This window comes from Thermogladius sp. KZ2Tp1 (assembly GCF_051131135.1).
GTDB lineage: Archaea > Thermoproteota > Thermoprotei_A > Sulfolobales > Desulfurococcaceae > Thermogladius.
Map to the genome: position 1 here is coordinate 1,161,648 of NZ_CP151274.1, position 15,582 is coordinate 1,177,229.

Annotated in this window: 13 protein-coding genes; 6 read left to right on the forward strand and 7 right to left on the reverse strand. The window is 61.2% G+C overall.

The window, feature by feature from the left end; genetic code table 11:
- The first annotated feature begins 192 nt into the window (after nt 1–192).
- The 4 genes from WLZ34_RS06440 (at nt 193) to WLZ34_RS06455 (ending at nt 7,087) form a co-directional block, all read left to right on the forward strand.
- Nucleotides 193–2,862, forward strand: a complete 2,670-nt coding sequence (locus tag WLZ34_RS06440) for a cation-translocating P-type ATPase (protein ID WP_434731216.1) — start codon at nt 193–195, stop codon at nt 2,860–2,862.
- A 253-nt stretch (nt 2,863–3,115) separates the two neighbouring features.
- Nucleotides 3,116–4,837 carry an alkaline phosphatase family protein gene (locus WLZ34_RS06445; protein ID WP_434731217.1) on the forward strand — a complete coding sequence of 574 codons (1,722 nt, stop codon included), beginning with the start codon at nt 3,116–3,118 and terminating at the stop codon, nt 4,835–4,837.
- Nucleotides 4,795–5,271: a hypothetical protein gene (locus tag WLZ34_RS06450; RefSeq protein ID WP_434731218.1), complete on the forward strand. Its 477-nt coding sequence runs from the start codon at nt 4,795–4,797 to the stop codon at nt 5,269–5,271. The genes WLZ34_RS06445 and WLZ34_RS06450 overlap by 43 nt, the downstream gene beginning before the upstream one ends.
- 574 nt (nt 5,272–5,845) lie before the next feature.
- Entirely contained in the window at nt 5,846–7,087 is a 1,242-nt protein-coding gene (locus WLZ34_RS06455) for an MBL fold metallo-hydrolase (protein ID WP_434731219.1), read from the forward strand.
- A gap of 185 nt (nt 7,088–7,272) precedes the next feature.
- Here WLZ34_RS06455 and WLZ34_RS06460 read toward each other — a convergent pair whose 3' ends face one another.
- The 7 genes from WLZ34_RS06460 to WLZ34_RS06490 are packed head-to-tail and all read right to left on the reverse strand — an operon-like array spanning nt 7,273 to nt 13,467.
- Nucleotides 7,273–8,049 (reverse strand): 4-phosphopantoate--beta-alanine ligase, encoded by a 777-nt coding sequence (locus tag WLZ34_RS06460; protein ID WP_434731220.1) that lies wholly within the window; start codon nt 8,047–8,049, stop codon nt 7,273–7,275.
- Nucleotides 7,979–8,887, reverse strand: a complete 909-nt coding sequence (locus WLZ34_RS06465; protein WP_434731221.1) for a pantoate kinase — start codon at nt 8,885–8,887, stop codon at nt 7,979–7,981. The genes WLZ34_RS06460 and WLZ34_RS06465 overlap by 71 nt, the downstream gene beginning before the upstream one ends.
- A 6-nt stretch (nt 8,888–8,893) precedes the next feature.
- Nucleotides 8,894–10,174, reverse strand: coding sequence for an alkaline phosphatase family protein (locus WLZ34_RS06470; RefSeq protein WP_434731222.1), 1,281 nt, complete (start codon nt 10,172–10,174; stop codon nt 8,894–8,896).
- A gap of 17 nt (nt 10,175–10,191) precedes the next feature.
- Complete coding sequence (gene panB / locus WLZ34_RS06475) at nt 10,192–11,013, reverse strand: 3-methyl-2-oxobutanoate hydroxymethyltransferase (protein ID WP_434731223.1); 822 nt, start codon at nt 11,011–11,013, stop codon at nt 10,192–10,194.
- Complete coding sequence (locus WLZ34_RS06480) at nt 10,991–11,938, reverse strand: ketopantoate reductase family protein (protein WP_434731224.1); 948 nt, start codon at nt 11,936–11,938, stop codon at nt 10,991–10,993. Before WLZ34_RS06480 ends, panB begins: the two co-directional genes overlap by 23 nt.
- 1 nt (nt 11,939) lies before the next feature.
- Complete coding sequence (locus WLZ34_RS06485) at nt 11,940–12,818, reverse strand: thiamine-phosphate synthase family protein (protein WP_434731225.1); 879 nt, start codon at nt 12,816–12,818, stop codon at nt 11,940–11,942.
- On the reverse strand, nt 12,805–13,467 hold the full coding sequence (locus WLZ34_RS06490) for a hypothetical protein (protein WP_434731226.1): 663 nt from the start codon (nt 13,465–13,467) through the stop codon (nt 12,805–12,807). Before WLZ34_RS06490 ends, WLZ34_RS06485 begins: the two co-directional genes overlap by 14 nt.
- 119 nt (nt 13,468–13,586) lie before the next feature.
- On the opposite strand from WLZ34_RS06490, the gene WLZ34_RS06495 reads away from it, so the two are divergent.
- Entirely contained in the window at nt 13,587–14,306 is a 720-nt protein-coding gene (locus WLZ34_RS06495) for an ABC transporter ATP-binding protein (RefSeq protein ID WP_434731227.1), read from the forward strand.
- Nucleotide 14,307: 1 nt separating this feature from the next.
- On the forward strand, nt 14,308–15,573 hold the full coding sequence (locus tag WLZ34_RS06500; protein ID WP_434731228.1) for an ABC transporter permease: 1,266 nt from the start codon (nt 14,308–14,310) through the stop codon (nt 15,571–15,573).
- Nucleotides 15,574–15,582 lie beyond the last annotated feature (9 nt).

Genomic DNA, 15,582 nt, shown 5'->3' on the forward strand with positions numbered 1-15,582 from the left:
CGGGAGGTATAGTACACCTCCTTTCGCAGACGAGGCACCTAGCGTAGCCGTCTCGCAGGGGCTCCTGAAGCCTCGCCCGCGGGGGCCATGGACGGTCTAAACCGCCTACCCTTGTATCGACGCTAGACCACCCGGCTTACCATCACTCTTATATTACCCGGTCACTGGTATTAACTCGTTCTGGGTACCATATTGGGGCAGACAAGCGTCGAGATCGCTCCGTGGCACTCGCTGAGCGTGGAAGAGGTTCTTGAGAAGCTGGGGTCGAGCATCCGGGGTCTAAGCGAGGAGGAGGCGGAGAGGAGGCTCCAGGCCTACGGCCCGAACATCCTCGAGGCCAAGCGGAAGCACCCGGCCCTGATCTTCGCGAGGCAGTTCACGAACGCCCTGATACTGATCCTCGTGGCCGCCAGCGTGATCTCGGGGTTTTTAGGGGAGCTCTTAGACGCCGCCCTCATCCTCGCCGTGGTCTTCGTCATGGGCGTTATGGGCTTTGTCCAGGAGTACAGGGCCGAGAGAGCGCTGCAAGAGTTGCGGAAGCTCGCGTCGCCGACAGCCAAGGTTGTCAGGGGCGGCGTTACCAAGGTCGTGGAGACCTCCAGGCTGGTGCCGGGAGACATAGTGTTGGTAGAGGAGGGGGACAGGGTACCAGCCGACCTCAGGCTTGTATTGAGCGACAACCTCGAGGTAGACGAGTCCTCTCTCACGGGCGAGTCCACCCCAGTCCAGAAGGACCACGAGCAAGTACTCCCGCCTGAGACCCCCCTCGGCGACAGGGTGAACATGGCGTTCATGGGAACCACTGTGGTTCGGGGGAGGGGCAGGGGCGTCGTGGTGGCAACAGGGCCGAGGACAGTGCTGGGGGGGATAACGAGGGCCGTCGAGGAGGCGGAGGAGCAGCCAACGCCCCTAGAGGTGGAGCTGGAGGACCTGGGTAGGAAAGTGGGCTTTGTAATACTCGGGATATCCGGCGTCGTCTTCGCGACTACACTCCTCGTCGAGAAGACCAGCGTACTGACAGCCCTCCTCGTAGCCATAGCGCTGGCCGTCGCAGCAGTCCCGGAGGGGCTCCCCGCCATTGCGACGGGCCTGCTCGCGATAGGGGCTAGGAAGATGGCGGAGAAGAAGGCCCTCGTGAGGAGGCTGGCCGCCGTCGAGGCGCTGGGCTCGGTCAACGTGATCTGCACGGACAAGACGGGTACTGTGACTCGGGGTGAGATGATGGTCAAGTACCTCTGGACGACAGGCGGCGAGTTCGAGTTCACGGGCGAGGGCTTCAGAGTCGAGGGCGAGGCGAGGCCTATTACGCGAGACGCCGACGATCGCCTGCTCGAGAAAGTGGGCGAGCTGGCCCTAGCACACACTGCTTACACGATAGACGTCGCGGGCCTCGAGAGCCTGGCGACTAGGAAGTCGCCGACCGAGCTGGCCGTCTTCGTGATGGGTGTAAAGGTCGTCGGCCCAGGTAGGGTCGGCGAGGTCAAGGAGAAGTACAGGCTCGTCTCGGAGAACCCGTTCGACCGGTTCAGGAAGATGAGGAGCACGGTACACGAGCACAACGCCGGCCTCGTCTCCGTGGTCACCGGCGCCCCCGAGGTGGTACTAAAGAACTCCGCGGGCATCTTGCGGCCCGCGGGCGAAGAGGCGATTACGCCACTAGACGTGGAGACGGTCATGAAGAGGATCGAGTACTACTCTTCACAGGGGTTCAGGGTGCTCGGCATCGCGTACAAGAGGCTGTCAGGCGAGGGGGACGACCCCGAGAACGGCCTCGTCTTCGCCGGCTTGATGGCCATCATAGACCCTCCACGCGAGGGTGTGAGGGAGGCGGTCGAGGAGGCCAAGAGGATGGGTGTGAGGACGGTCATGGTCACGGGGGACCACAAGCTCACAGCCATGGCCGTTGCGAGGATGATCGGCCTCGAGGTCGGCGAGGACAGCGTCCTGGAGGGCTGGCAGCTCGACAAGATGAGCGACGAGGAGCTCGAGAGGGTAGTTGACAAGGTCGTCGTATACGCGAGGGTAACGCCCGAGCACAAGCTGAGGATCGTAAGGGCGCTGAAGAAGAGGGGGTACAGGGTCGCCATGACGGGGGACGGCGTGAACGACGCCCCGGCGCTCAAGGAGGCCGACGTCGGGGTCGCGATGGGGGTCAGGGGGACGGACGTCGCTAAGGAGGTCTCCCAGCTGGTACTACTAGACGACAACTACGCTACGATCGTGGAGGCGGTAAAGATGGGGAGGTTGATATACGATAACCTGAAGAAGCCGATCTCCTACCTCCTATCCTGCAACCTCGGCGAGGTCGGCTCCGTCTTCGGCGCGGAGCTCCTAGGCCTGCCCTACATCCTCGAACCGGTCCACCTCCTCTGGATCAACGTGACGACAGACGCCTTCCCAGCCCTCGCACTGGGCCTAGAGCCCCCCGAGCCGGGCCTCTACACGAGGCCGCCCAGGCCGAGAGGGGCGAGGCTGGTAACAGGGAAGAAGCTGCTCTACTACACCCTCACCGGTTTAGTCATAGCGGCCTTCACGATAGGGCTGTTCGCACAGTCCCTATCCAAGGGGCTCGAGTACGCCAGGACGGTCGCCTTCACTACGATAGCCCTCTCAGAGTTCGGTAGAGCAGTGGCCTCGCGTAGCGAGCGGCACTCGCTCTTCAGGCTGGCCTGGAACAAGTGGCTGCCACCGGCGCTCCTGGCCTCGTTGGGGCTCCAGTTGATCGTCTTGTACACCCCGCTCAACAGCCTATTCCACGTAGTGCCGTTAGGGCCGGTCGAACTAGCGGTCATAGCCTTCTTACCGTCGGCAGCGATAATACTGATAGACGAGGTTAGGAAGAAAGTGTGGGTCTACGACTGAACGCCTCCGTCCATGTCGGGGGAATATAAGCCGTTTTAGCGGGATAGTTAGAGTAGTGATGAAATGCACCTCCACGGACTGGTGAAGTGAAGAAAAGGGCTGAGCCCGGCCGGCCAAGCCACCAGCAACTCCACTCTGTGGCTTGTCACCTAGCTTAGGTGCTGCGTGCTCGTCGTCGCTGGTTTCTTGAACGCCCCGTCCTCCGCAGACTTATATCCTCGCGCCGACAAATCCATTCTAATGAGGGCGTTGTATGAATAGGGCACTCGTCCTCGCAATAGTGCTCGCAGTCCTATTGGTCTCGGTCACACCGCCGAGTTACGCCTCGTACAAGCCTCCGGCGTCTAAAGTCGTACTACTGAGTATAGACGCGCTCAGGTCGGACATGGTCTGGGACATGCTGTTGAACAGGTCGGTCTTCGCTACCGAGTTGCCCGGGTTCAGGTACATCTTCGAGCACGGCTACTTGGCTAGGGGGATGGTCGTCAGCTTCCCGTCCTCGACTGCTGTGAGCCACGCAGTGATATCCACGGGCGCCCCACCGGGCGTCACAGGCATCACGGGCAACGCCATCCACCTGCCCGGGACACCGCTAACCGCGACTTTCTCCGGTTTCAATGGCTCAATGCTCTTGGCTGAGCCCCTCTGGATGGCCGCCGATAGGCAGGGCCTTAAGGCCGTGGTGGCCGCTTTCCCGCAGAGCGACCCGTGGGCTTGGGAGGGGAAGATGAGGAGCTCGATGGTGTTCAACCCCTACGACTCCTTCATGGGCCCGCCGTCCTACTCGGCCCTCTACACGACCAACCGCTCGGTCCCCGCCGCCTACTACGTGAACGTGACGGAGGCCTCCGGCTGGTCCGGTAGTTTGCCCGGGCTCACCGTGTACAAGGCCTGGGAGGCTTCATTCACGTTCGGCGACGAGACATGGTACTTCTACATAGTAGACACCACCGGCTCGGGCACCCCCGACAGGGTCGCTATAGTCCCGAGGTCTAAGGACCTGAGTAACGCCCTGGCTGTCCTTCGAGAGGGGGAGTGGAGCAAGCCCCTGAACACAACCCTCGTCTACAAGGGGAACACCTACGTTATAGCGCCGCTCTTCAAGGCCCTCAACCTCTCCTTGACAAACTTCAGGGTATACAGGAGCCTCACGAGGCCGTTTGAGACCGCAACTAGGTGGTTCAGTAATAGGGATGTTGCCTGGAGGGTTTGGAACGAGGTCGTGACGAAGACGGGTATGATAACGGACGGCGACTACTTCGGTCTTGTAAACGGCTGGTACGACGAGGACACCTACATGGAGACGGTTTACTTCGCGAACAGGTTCTTCATGGAGTTCACGAGGTGGCTTATCAAGGACACAGACTGGAACCTCTTGATGACCTACACCCCGATAGTAGACAACGTCTACCACCAGTTCCTCGGCCTGACAGACATGAGCATGCCCTACTACGACCCGAAGACAGCACCCAAGTACGTCAACTACGTGAAGCAGGCTGTGAAGTGGGCTGACGAGTTCGTACAAATGATACTCACGGAGGTCGACCTCTCGAACACGGCGGTCATCGTTGTGTCGGACCACGGCCAGTGGCCCGTGGCCAAGCTGGTGTACGTAAACAACATCCTCGAGAACGCCGGCCTCTTGAAGAGGAGTGGTGGAGTAGTCCTACTGAACGAGACGGTTGCGTGGTACAACGGGTACAACCAGGTATTCATCAACTTGAAGGGTAGGGAGGCAGGCGGGATCGTAGACCCGTCAGACTACGACAGCGTAGTCGCAAAGGTCATGGACGTCCTCGCCTCTGTCAGAGACCCCGTGACTCAGGAGCCGGTGTTCAGCGTGGTCATGAAGAAGAGCGAGGCCGCTGCCTTCGGTCTCTGGGGGACAGGGTCGGGGACGTGGTTATCAGCGCGAAGCCCGGCTACGCTCCATTGGGAGGCTTCTCCCCCACCGGGAGCCCGTTTGTCGACGTAGTCCCGCTGAAGACCATTACCGCTAACCACCAGGACCTGCCCTACTACCCCGAGCTCTACGCGGTCTTCGCCGCAGTGGGGGCCGGCGTCGGGCGCGGCGTCCTCGGGCTGGTCCAGTCCACCAGCGTAGCGCCGACTATTGCCGCGCTGCTCGGCATACAGCCACCGCTGAACTCTACTGGGACCCCACTACCGATAACGAGCCCCATATTCACAGTGTCGGTGGAGACGAAGACGGAGACGGTCACCTCGTACGTAACGTCTACAGTCACAGCGTGGCAGACCCTAACACAGACAAGTACTAGGACCGAGACCTCTGTCAGCCTCGTGACCGTTACGGAGAGGTACACCGACCCCGTTTACGTAGGCTCGCTAGTGGCTATCGTGGTAATCGGGTACGTCGCCGTCCTCCTGGCTAGGAGGAAGATCAAGTAGTTTTTCCCTTCCAAACAACCAAAGCCCTTCGCGTTAGTCCTTTACAGGCTGTCCTGTAAGGTCGACCAACACACTACAGAGGCTGGTTCATCCCCTCCCATCCCACACCCGGTACGCACAGGCGTCGATGGCTGGCGTGATGTAACCTTTGCGACCCTCTAGAGGGGTGTGTACAACCTGCAACGTCCAACTCCGTCGGCCTGACTCGTGAATCTGACCTTGTACCAACCCTGCTGTACCCGCGGCGGTTGATCTCAAGTGTTATAGCGCTAGCGGCATCGCCAAGCAACAGCGTGCAGCTGCTCTCTCACTAAGCCACCTGTGTACTCCAGCTTCATACCCTATGCTCCGAGAGAGTGCGTTCGCGAGCCCCTTAAGCCCCGTACCCTGGTAGGTGGGGTCTTGGGCGAAAAGCGACTTGCCGCTACTCGCTGGGAGTACAGTGTACCGTGGCCAACGTCTAAACGGGGGGAAACAAGTTCTCTAGTACTAGCTGGTGGGTGGCAAAACCCCGAAGATCGCCGGTCCTATCCTTATTAGAATTCACTGATATAACGGAGTGTGAGGGTCTATGTTGCCGGCTTACTCGGTGGAGGACCACGGGTCATTCCAGGTGGTCACAGGCGAGGTAAAGCCCGGCGTCAGGGTTCTGAAGCTGGTCGACGGCGAGACTAGGTTCTTCGAGGCCCTCTGGGAGATCCCAGAGGGCGTTTCCTACAACGCCTACGTAGTCGACTACGGGGAGGGCGCAATCCTCGTAGACGGCTGGAAAACGGGCTACGGCCCCCTCCTCGTCGACAAGCTTAGGCAGCTGGGCGTCTTGGACAGGCTCAGCCACGTTGTCGTCAACCACATGGAGCCCGACCACTCGGGGTCCCTACCCGAGGTGCTCGAGGCTAGAAAGGGTTTGAGGGTCCTCGGCCACCCCCTGACCAAGAAGCTCATCAAGGACTTCTACGGGTTGGAGCCCGACTTCAAGCCGGTGGCCGACGGCGAGAGGCTGCCGGTGGGCCCGCTAACCCTTAGGTTCAGCCACGTCCCGTGGCTCCACTGGCCAGAGACCATCGTGACGCAGGTGGAGGAGCTGGGCGTGCTCTTCACCTGCGACGTCTTCGGCTCCTTCGGTTCCCACAGGGCCGTGGCTTTAAGAGAGCTCGGCGAGGAGCAGAGGAGGGAGTACTACGCCCTCGCACGGAAGTACTTCGCCGACGTGGTGGCCCACTACAGGGACTTCTTGGTCAAGGCGTCCGGTAAGCTAAAAGAGGCGATATCGGCGAGCGAGCTTGTGGCACCCGGCCACGGGCTCGTCCTAGATAGAGCGGAGGCGAGCGGTCTACTCGACCTATACCTGGACTGGTCGACTAGCAGAGGCGGTAAGGTCGTGCTGCTATACGCCTCCATGTACGGGCACTCTGAGAGGCTAGTGGTGGAGTTGAGCCGGCGCCTCAAAGAAGAGGGCGTGGAGGTCAGCTCGCACGGTTTCACCGACAAGCACCGGCACCACGTCAGCGAAATCGTCAACGGCGCCCTCGGAGCCGGCCTAGTAGTGGTCGTCTCGACCGTCTACGAGAACAGTACGTTCCCCCTCGTCAAGTACACGCTCGAGCTGGTGGCGCACAAGACGGGCTGCGGTAAGGTGCTATTCGTAGACGTCCACGGCTGGGGAGGCAAAGGCGCCGAGGCTAAGAAGCTGCTGGAGTCTCTGGGCTGCTCCGACGTAGCAGTGCTCGAGCTAAAGCCCTTCGAGGCGTCGACTAGTGCCGAGAGAGTAGTCCAGCAGGTGCTGGGCCTCCTCGCCAGGCGACCGGGCCGCTAGGGGGTTCGTGAAAAGGACGGCGCGGGGACCAACGGGGGGCCCGATGTTCTCGGTGGTGGGTATGGGGGTGATGCTCGGTAGTTACAAGTAGTCTGCCCGAATGGGAGTGGGGCTCGCCTACCTCATCGGGTCTAATGGCGTCCTTTTCCCCTACCCCGCCTCCGCCCAGCCCCGTTGTAGCCCTCTCAATGGCTAGCGCCACGCATACTACGCGCTATCTCGGCTAGCCTGGTCTTTATGAAGTCCAGTGCCTCCGCGAGCACTTGGTTGTTGTCGTACGAGCCTAGTATGGCCTGGAGCTCGTTTTTGGGCCTCTTCTTGAGCTCTCTCACCTCCTCCACCAGGGCGGGCATGGCCCTCACAATGTTGTCTACGATCGTTATGCTCGCCGCCCTCGCGGTCCTAGAGAGCGGGTTGAGGTCGACCGCGATGACGGTCTTACCCATCCGTCTAAGGGCCTCCGTCCTGTCCCCGTCCTCGAGGGGTACCAGTATGACGTCCGCTACGAGGATCCCCCTGGGGCTCACCCTCCTCCTCTCGCTGAACAGCTCCGGTATGGTCGCGGAGGCGTCATCGCCGACCCCCAGCACCTCTCGTGCGCCAGCCTCTCTCAGGACACTGGCGATCAGCTCCTCTCTCTCGCGTGTTCTGTAGAAGAGGTTCACCTCGATCTTCGCCGGGACCTCTTCCGCGAGCCTTACAACGTGCTCTGCGACGAGAGCGGCCGTGTTGCCGTTGACAGATATGACCGGGTGCTTCGCTAGGAGTAGCGCGGCGGCTGCGGCCCTCACCGCCTTACGGGCGAACTCCCTCGTCTCCTCCCCTATCAGGTAGTCGAAGCACTCGCCCCGCCCATGGGCTATGAGACCCTCTGGGACGACGTACCCCCTCTTAAAGCCTTCGACCAGCCTCTCCCTTATCAGCAGGCTCTCCCGCCTCGGGTGGCTCGGTGGAATGTACAAGCCCGACACCTTTCTCCGACACCGTCGTCTCAAACGTGTTTAGCCCACGACCCTTTAATAAAGAGGCAAGGTCGTGGCTCCACTCCCTCTCAACCCATACCACGAGGGCGCTCTTCTTCAAGTAGAACCCCGCCACCCCCCTAACGCCCGCGAGCAGGTCTTCCACCCTGCTGTAGTCGAAAAGCCTCCTCGTGAAGGACCTCGACAGCTCGAAGAAGAGGGTGGGGTCGCGAGCCTCCAAGAGCCTCTCCACGGCTCTCTCAACCAGCTCCCGGGCCCACGGGCCTAGCCTGGAGAGAACCGCCGGCGTGGGCTCAGACCCCGGCAGCTCGGCGACTACAAGCGTGGGCTTGAGACCCCTCACAACCACGGCCTCCCCGACGCCCGGGGGTCCGGGCCTGGTCCTGACCACTAGGCCCCCGTGGAACTGGGCCATTACGTCCCCGAGACCCGTACTGTGCTCTACCTCGGCTACGTGGGCGCTCCACGTCGACCTCTCGGAGACTCCTCTGCCCAGAGCCGCCGAGATCAGGGTGCTGAGGGAGAGCGACAGGGCGCTGGACAGGGCGAAGCCCTTACCCAGGCCTACAGGAGACGACGCGGATACGCCTAAGTTGAAGCCCTCCAGCCCGCAGATCCTGCGGGCGTGGCCCTCCAGCGCCCTTACCCCGTTGACCTCAACCCAGCAGCCGCTACCAGTGGGCCTCGCGACTACCCAGAGGTCTAGGACGAGCCCGGCCCCTAAACTACCCGTGTGCAGGGCGTCGGGGCCTTTGACCGGGGCCCAGAAGCCGGATACGTGGAGGGGGACGCGGGCGAAAACTCCCTCCTTGCTCAACGGCTTCTACACCAAGAACCTGGAGTAGAGGTCTGGGAGCAGCTGCCACCCGTGCTCGTAGACCCCCAGCCTCCCCCCGGCGCACTTCCTCTCCGTGAAGGCGTCCACGTCGTCTGGCGCGACGCCCTCCGCGTTGAAGACCACTGGGACCGGGTCGTCGGTGTGCGCCCCCACGCTAGGCGGGGTGGAGTGGTCGGCTGTCACTATCACGGCGAGCCTGCTCGGCCTGTTCTCGACCAGGAGGCTCACGTAGTACTTGTCTATCTCCTCGATCCTCCTCTTCTTCAGCTCGAAGTCCCCGTCGTGCCCGGGCTCGTCCGGCCCTTTGAGGTGGACGTACACGATCTCGTTGTTGCTGAGCGCCTTCATAGTTGCCTCGAACCTCTCCTCGTAGTCCCTCCTCGGGTCCCCGCTCGGGGGGTCGAGTACCACTGTCTCGGCGCCGAATATCCGGCCTATACCGACCTCGACGGGCATCTCGGCGAGGACTGCGAACCTGCACTTGTACTTCTCCGTCAGCGGTGTAGCTCTAGGTAGCGACCCTCCGGCGTCTCTGAGGAGGATCGCGTTGGCCGGGGGCAGGCCCCTCCTCCGCCTCTCCTCGTTCACCGGGTGTTTGTCTAGGACCTCTATTGCTTTCTCCACGAAGGCGTTCGCGAGCTCGGCGGCCGCCCTCGCCTCGGGCGTGTCCTCGAGGGGCTCTACCCTCGCTACGTACGGCTTGAAGTCCTTCACCGCCACGCTTATCAGCCCCTTCCTCACGTAGGCGGGGTCGTTGTTGCTCACCATGGGGGAGAGCCTGCGGGAGCGGCTCCCGATTATCACCACTGCTCTGTGCCCGATCGTGGCCTTGACTCTCGCGTAGCCGTCGTGTATCCCCAGCTCCATGCCGTCTAGTTGCCCGGCAAGAACCTTAGCCTCCTCGCTCGAGAGGCTCCTGCCCACCCTCCTGTCTACTATCCGCCAAGTAGAGGCCTCGATAGTGGCGAAGTTCGACCTGAAGGCGATCTCGTAGCCCTCCTTGAAGGACATGCCCGCGCCAACCGCCTCTATAGGCCCCCTCCCGGTGTACACCTCGTGGGGGTCGTAGCCCAGCAGCGATATCACCGCCTCGTCGCTCTCCGGCGCTACCCCCCTGCCCACGGTGTACATCAGGCCGCAGACCCCGTACTTCGCGAGCTTGTCTAGGTATGGCTTGTGGGCCGCCTCAAGCGTTGTGACGGGGTCGCTCAACCTGTCCGAGGCCCCGTCGATGACGAGGTAGAGTAGCTTGTACTTCAAGCCCATTTAAACCCCCTGTTTAACTACTCGCCGCCTCGATTATAAGCTTCCGAGAAAAACGAGTGCTCCCTCCCGGGGAACAGGCCGGCCTTCACCTCCCGCACGTACTCGGACACAGCACTAAGGATGGCGCCCCTCAGGTCGGCGTACTTCTTGGCGAACGGGGGAGTCGACTCCGATAGTCCCAGCACGTCGTGGAGGACCAGTATCTGCCCGTCGCACATCCAGCCGCTGCCGATGCATATGGTCGGCACCGAGACCTGCTTTGTGATCTCAGCGGCTACGTCGGCGGCGGTGAACTCTATGACTATCGCGAAGACCCCGGCCTTCTCTATCTCCCTCGCGTCCTCGACGATCCTCTCTACCTCAGACGCCTTCACCCCCCTCCTCCTGTAGCCCCCGAGGACCAAGTACCTCTGGGGCGTCAGCCCGATGTGGCCCATGACAGGGATGCCGGCTCTGACCATGGCCTTTATGACGTCTGCCATCTCGGCTCCCCCCTCGATCTTGACGGCCTCGGCCCCCTTCTTGAGCATCAGGCCAGCGTTGTAGACAGCGTCCTCGACGCTCGCCTCGTAGCTTAGGAAGGGCATGTCGCCCACTAGCAGCGCCCTCGGCTTAGCCCTCGCGGCGCTCTCCACGTGGAGCAGCATCATGTCCATCGACACCGGGAGTGTGGAGGGGAGGCCGTGCACGACCATGCCCACGCTGTCTCCTACGAGGATTATGTCGACCCCCGCCTGGTCCACGATCTTAGTCGTGGTGTAGTCGTAGGCTGTTATAGCGGCTATTTTCTCGGAGCCCTTCTTCTTCATGATGTCTCTAACTGTGACCTTCTTGCTCATGCCATCCCTCGATCAAGTGTATTAGTAGTGTGATAACCTTGTTCACGCTTATATTCCAACCAGCGGACTCTAGGGTCCTCGCCACGAACCCGTTGATGTAGTCTACCTCGGTCCTCCTCCCCCTCATCAAGTCCTGCGCCATACTCGAGTAGTTCTCACCCGTCGCCCTCGCCCCGTTGAGGACGTGCCTGAGGAGCTTCTCCCTGTCGAGCGAGACGCCGTGGAGCCTCGCCGCCTCTACGACCTCGCCCAGTATCATCTCCACCAGGGGCCTCGCCTCCTCCAGCAACACGACCTTGTTCTTGGCGCGGGCGATCGCCGTCAGGGGGTTCACGACGCTGTTCAAGCCGAGCTTGAGCCACCTGTAGAAGTCTATGTCGTCCACCACCTTGACGTCGCAGCCGCCTCTCCTGAGCGACTCGGCCAGCTCGTCGAGGCCTCCGCACCACCCTCTCCTCGACCCGACGACAACGGAGTTGCCTCCCGTGTGCTTCACGTAGTCGTCTCTAACCCTCTCAGCCCCGAAGTAGACGACGCCGGCCGCTACGCACTTGTCGGGGAAGGCCTCCTCGGCCAGCTCGAGACTCCCGAGCCCGTTCTGCACCATTAGGATCGAGCGGGCCGACCTCGAGACCGCCCTCATCAAGTCCATCGTGGAGGGGACGTCGACGGCCTTAACTGCGTTTATAACGTAGCCGCACTCCACCCCGGTCTCGGTGTAGAGGAGGGGCCTTACGCGGACTAGGCTCGTGCCACCCCCGAACTCTACTAGAACTCCACCCGTCCTCTCGATCGCCTTCACGGACTCGCTCCTCCTGTAGAAGACGGCGATCTCCTGCCCCGGGTCCCCCCTCGACAGGTAGAAGGCTAGAACGGACCCTACAGCACCCCCTCCCACGACACAGTACTTGGCGTAGACAGGCATGTCAGACCACGCCGTGCTGCAGTATGTAGTCCAGCACGTTCTCCAGCTCCACGAAGTCGCGCGCCAAGAGGTAGATGTTGGGCTCAAGCCCCTTACCGCCCTGGTCCACGATCACGTCCGGCCTCTGGGCGACGGCCTCTTGAACAGCTCTCCAGAAGGAGTCCTGGCTGTCGTGCGGGCCTGTCTCGACGATCTTCAGACCAATCCTAGCCGAGACCTCGCTTACCCAGGGCAGGTTCGCTACGTTCATCACGACCCTCTTCCCCTTGTTGTACTTCTGGGCTAGCACGAGTATCCTGGCGAGATGCCTGCTGGCACCGTACATCGGCTCGCCCGCGTAGGCCACCTCGCCGTCCAGCCTCACTATCCTCCCCGTGAGGGCTATCACCTCGCCTGGGTCCACTGCCTCGCGGGGTGCGTAGGCTATGTTCGTCCCCACTTCGGGTATTAGCTTGTAGAGCACCGGCTTAGACAGCAGCCTGCTGACGAAGTCCTTGTACTCGTCGATGAACGGGTCAACCAGAGAGCCCTTCACGCAGAACTCCCTCAGCCAGTACAAGTGCCGGCAGGCGTACCTCGTCGCCAACTCGTTGACGTAGTAGTTGGAGACGATCACGAACCTGAGGACGTCGCCCTTCTCGAGGTATGAGGCGAGGTTGTTGACCACGTAGAGGATCTCGCCCTCGGAGAACCCCATCGCGACGAGCTTCTCCTTGTACCCGTTGTAGGGCTTGCTCAAGTACTTGTTGACCAGGGGCTGGGAGACGCCGAGGAGCTTGGATATCCTGTGCTGGCTTATGTTCCTGCGGTGTAGCTCGTGGATTAAGAGCCCCCTGAGGTGGGGGAGGATCTTCTTACTAGCGATGTCATGTATTATCATGCAGTCCGAAGGCCCTCAGGGTCTCTTCTTGGCGGAGTTTACCCTCGCCCGGCAATTTATCCTTTGACATCTTCGCCGACACGAGCTCGGCTAGCCTGAGGAGCTCTCTCACCTCGCTCAACTGGGCAGCGAAGTACTCCTCGTAGTTCGACATCTCGTAGTAGAGCTCCACTAGCTTGGTCAACTCGTTGAAGACGACGCTCCTGAACAACTCCTTGTCGACGTTGCTGAGGCTGGGCTTGGAGGCGAGCTTCAAGAGGGTGCTCCTCACCCTGGCGGGCTCCAGGCTCTCGTACTTCAGCTTCAGCAGAGCCAGCCGGGGGTCGTCGGAGTCAGCGGCGCCCTCGTATACAGCGCTCTTCACGGCCTCGACGTCTACGAACCTCCACCACGTCTGGTTGCTGGAGGTGTAGGACTTCTCCACGACGCCGTACTCCTTCTCCAGGCTCCTCAGTAGGTTGACTGGGTTGTAGTTGAAGCCCAGCCTCGCTAGCTTGAGGACCAGGTGCTTGAAGCTGAAGTCGCCGTACCTGTGGTCGACGTTCGGGTCTCCAGCCACCTCGAGAGCAGCCTTTAAAACAAGGAAGCCCTTGTCACCGTACTTGTCTAGGAAAGCTCTCACGCGGTCGTAAACAGAGCTAGGGCTCAAAACAATACCCCGTTCACTTAATTTGGATGCGTGTGTTAATTTTTATAGGTAACCCGTACCCAGGGACACCCCCTCCACGGAGTGCAAGTAATACCCGGCTATCACCGGAGGGTGGCGGCTTGGCCGTAGCCGTCAGAGTAGAGCACCTGCGGAAGGCGTTCGGTAGGGTGGTGGCTGTCGAGGACATGACCCTCGAGGTTTACGAGGGCGAGGTCTTCGGCCTCATAGGGCCCAACGGGGCGGGGAAGACCACTACGCTCAGGATGATCGCCGGGCTCGTCAAGCCGGACAGCGGGAGGGTCGCCGTAATGGGTCTAGACCCGTTTAAGGAGCCCGGCCAGGTGAAGAGGGTCCTCGGCTACCTCCCGGAGGAGGCGGACGTCTACACCCGGCTGACTGGTCTAGAGCACTTGAAGTTCTACGCGAGCATCTACGGGGGCGACGTAGACGAGACCGTGAGGTACGGCGCCGCTGTGAGCGGCCTGGGCGGGGACCTCTACAAGAAGGCGGGGGAGTACAGTAAGGGGATGAAGAGGAGGCTGCTGCTCAGCCTCGTCTTGATGAGGAGGCCGAAGGTGGCCCTCTTGGACGAGCCGACGAGCGGGCTCGACGTCTACTCCAGCATCAAGGTGCGGGACTTGATAAAGGCTTTCGCTAGGGAGAACAGGTCGACCATAATCCTCAGCAGCCACAACATGCTCGAGGTCGAGTACGTGTGCGACAGGGTCGCGTTCATCAACAAGGGCCGCGTCGTGGAGGTGGGCAGCCCGTCGGACTTGAAGAGCAGGTACGGCGCCAGCAACCTCGAGGAGGTCTTCGTGAAGGCGACGGGTGGTTGAGGTGAATCCCAGGGCCGTGGAAGTCGTGGTGTGGAAGGAGCTGCTGGACCTGTGGCGGGACAAGAAGACGTTGTTCGCAGCAATCCTACTCCCGGTAGTGTCGATGCCTCTCATAGGGCTCACAGTCCTCCTGCTGTCGACACAGCAACCAGTTAACGTCGCCGTTGTGGACAGGGACGACTCTACGTACAGCGACCCTGTTCTCAACGTGACCGTGTCCTCCGAGTGGCTGGTCGGCAACCTGACGAGGGCGCTCGAAGCCGCTGGATGCCACGTCCACGCCTACACATCCGAGCCGGGCAACCTAACAGTCTACGACCTGGTAGTCGTGATACCGAGGGGTTTCTCGCGCAACGCTACCAGCCTCACGCAGCAGGCGAGAGTCGAGATAATAAGGAAGGCCAGTGTACAGCCGGCTCTCAACGCGGAGAACACAGTGCTCTCTACGCTCTCCCAGTTCTCGAGGAACCTCTCGGAGGTCAAGGTCAGGCAGCTCGCCTTGATGTCCGGGCTCAGCCCCGGGTCCTTTAGCGTGAACTCCGTACTCCAGCCGGTCGTAGCAGGCCCCGTCCTCGTTATCACCCCCTCGGGAGCCCCCGCCTCGCCGTTGGAGCAGATCAAGCCCTTCCTCGCCAAGGTCCTGATACTCGGCCTGATCTTCGTCGTATCCCCAGCCTCTATGTACGTGGTAGACGGTATTGTGGGCGAGAGGGAGAGGAAGACCATCGAGTTACTGCTCGCCACACCGCTGAGCGTCTCGGAGGTCATCACGGGTAAGCTGATAGCGGCGTCTATACTCGGGCTAGTGTCGAGCCTCTCGGACGTGGCGAGCCTAATGGTCTACATGTACCTGATAGCCCTCTCCGTCGGCGGCTCCTTCTGGCTTGTCATAGACCTAAAGCTGGTGCTCCTCCACGCTGTTACGGCTTTCTTCACGATCCTCGTCACGGTGGCGATCGCGACCCCGTTCGTGACTAGAACCCAAGGGGTTAGGAGCGCGAGCAACATCGCGACCATGGTCAACATGATCGGCATGGCGCTGTTCTTCTCGGGCTTCATGATCGACTACCCCAAGATCGAGCCCAGCATCCTATACCCGTTGATGGCGATACCCTACACGCACTCGATACTGGTAATACAGGACTACGTGTACGGGATGGTCTACTACTCCATGTTACACCTGGCGGTCCTGGTAGCGGTCAGCCTACTACTGCTGTACGTGGGAGTCAAGAGCGTGAGCCCCGAGAAGATCCTCTTAGCTAGGTAGGCGGCTGGA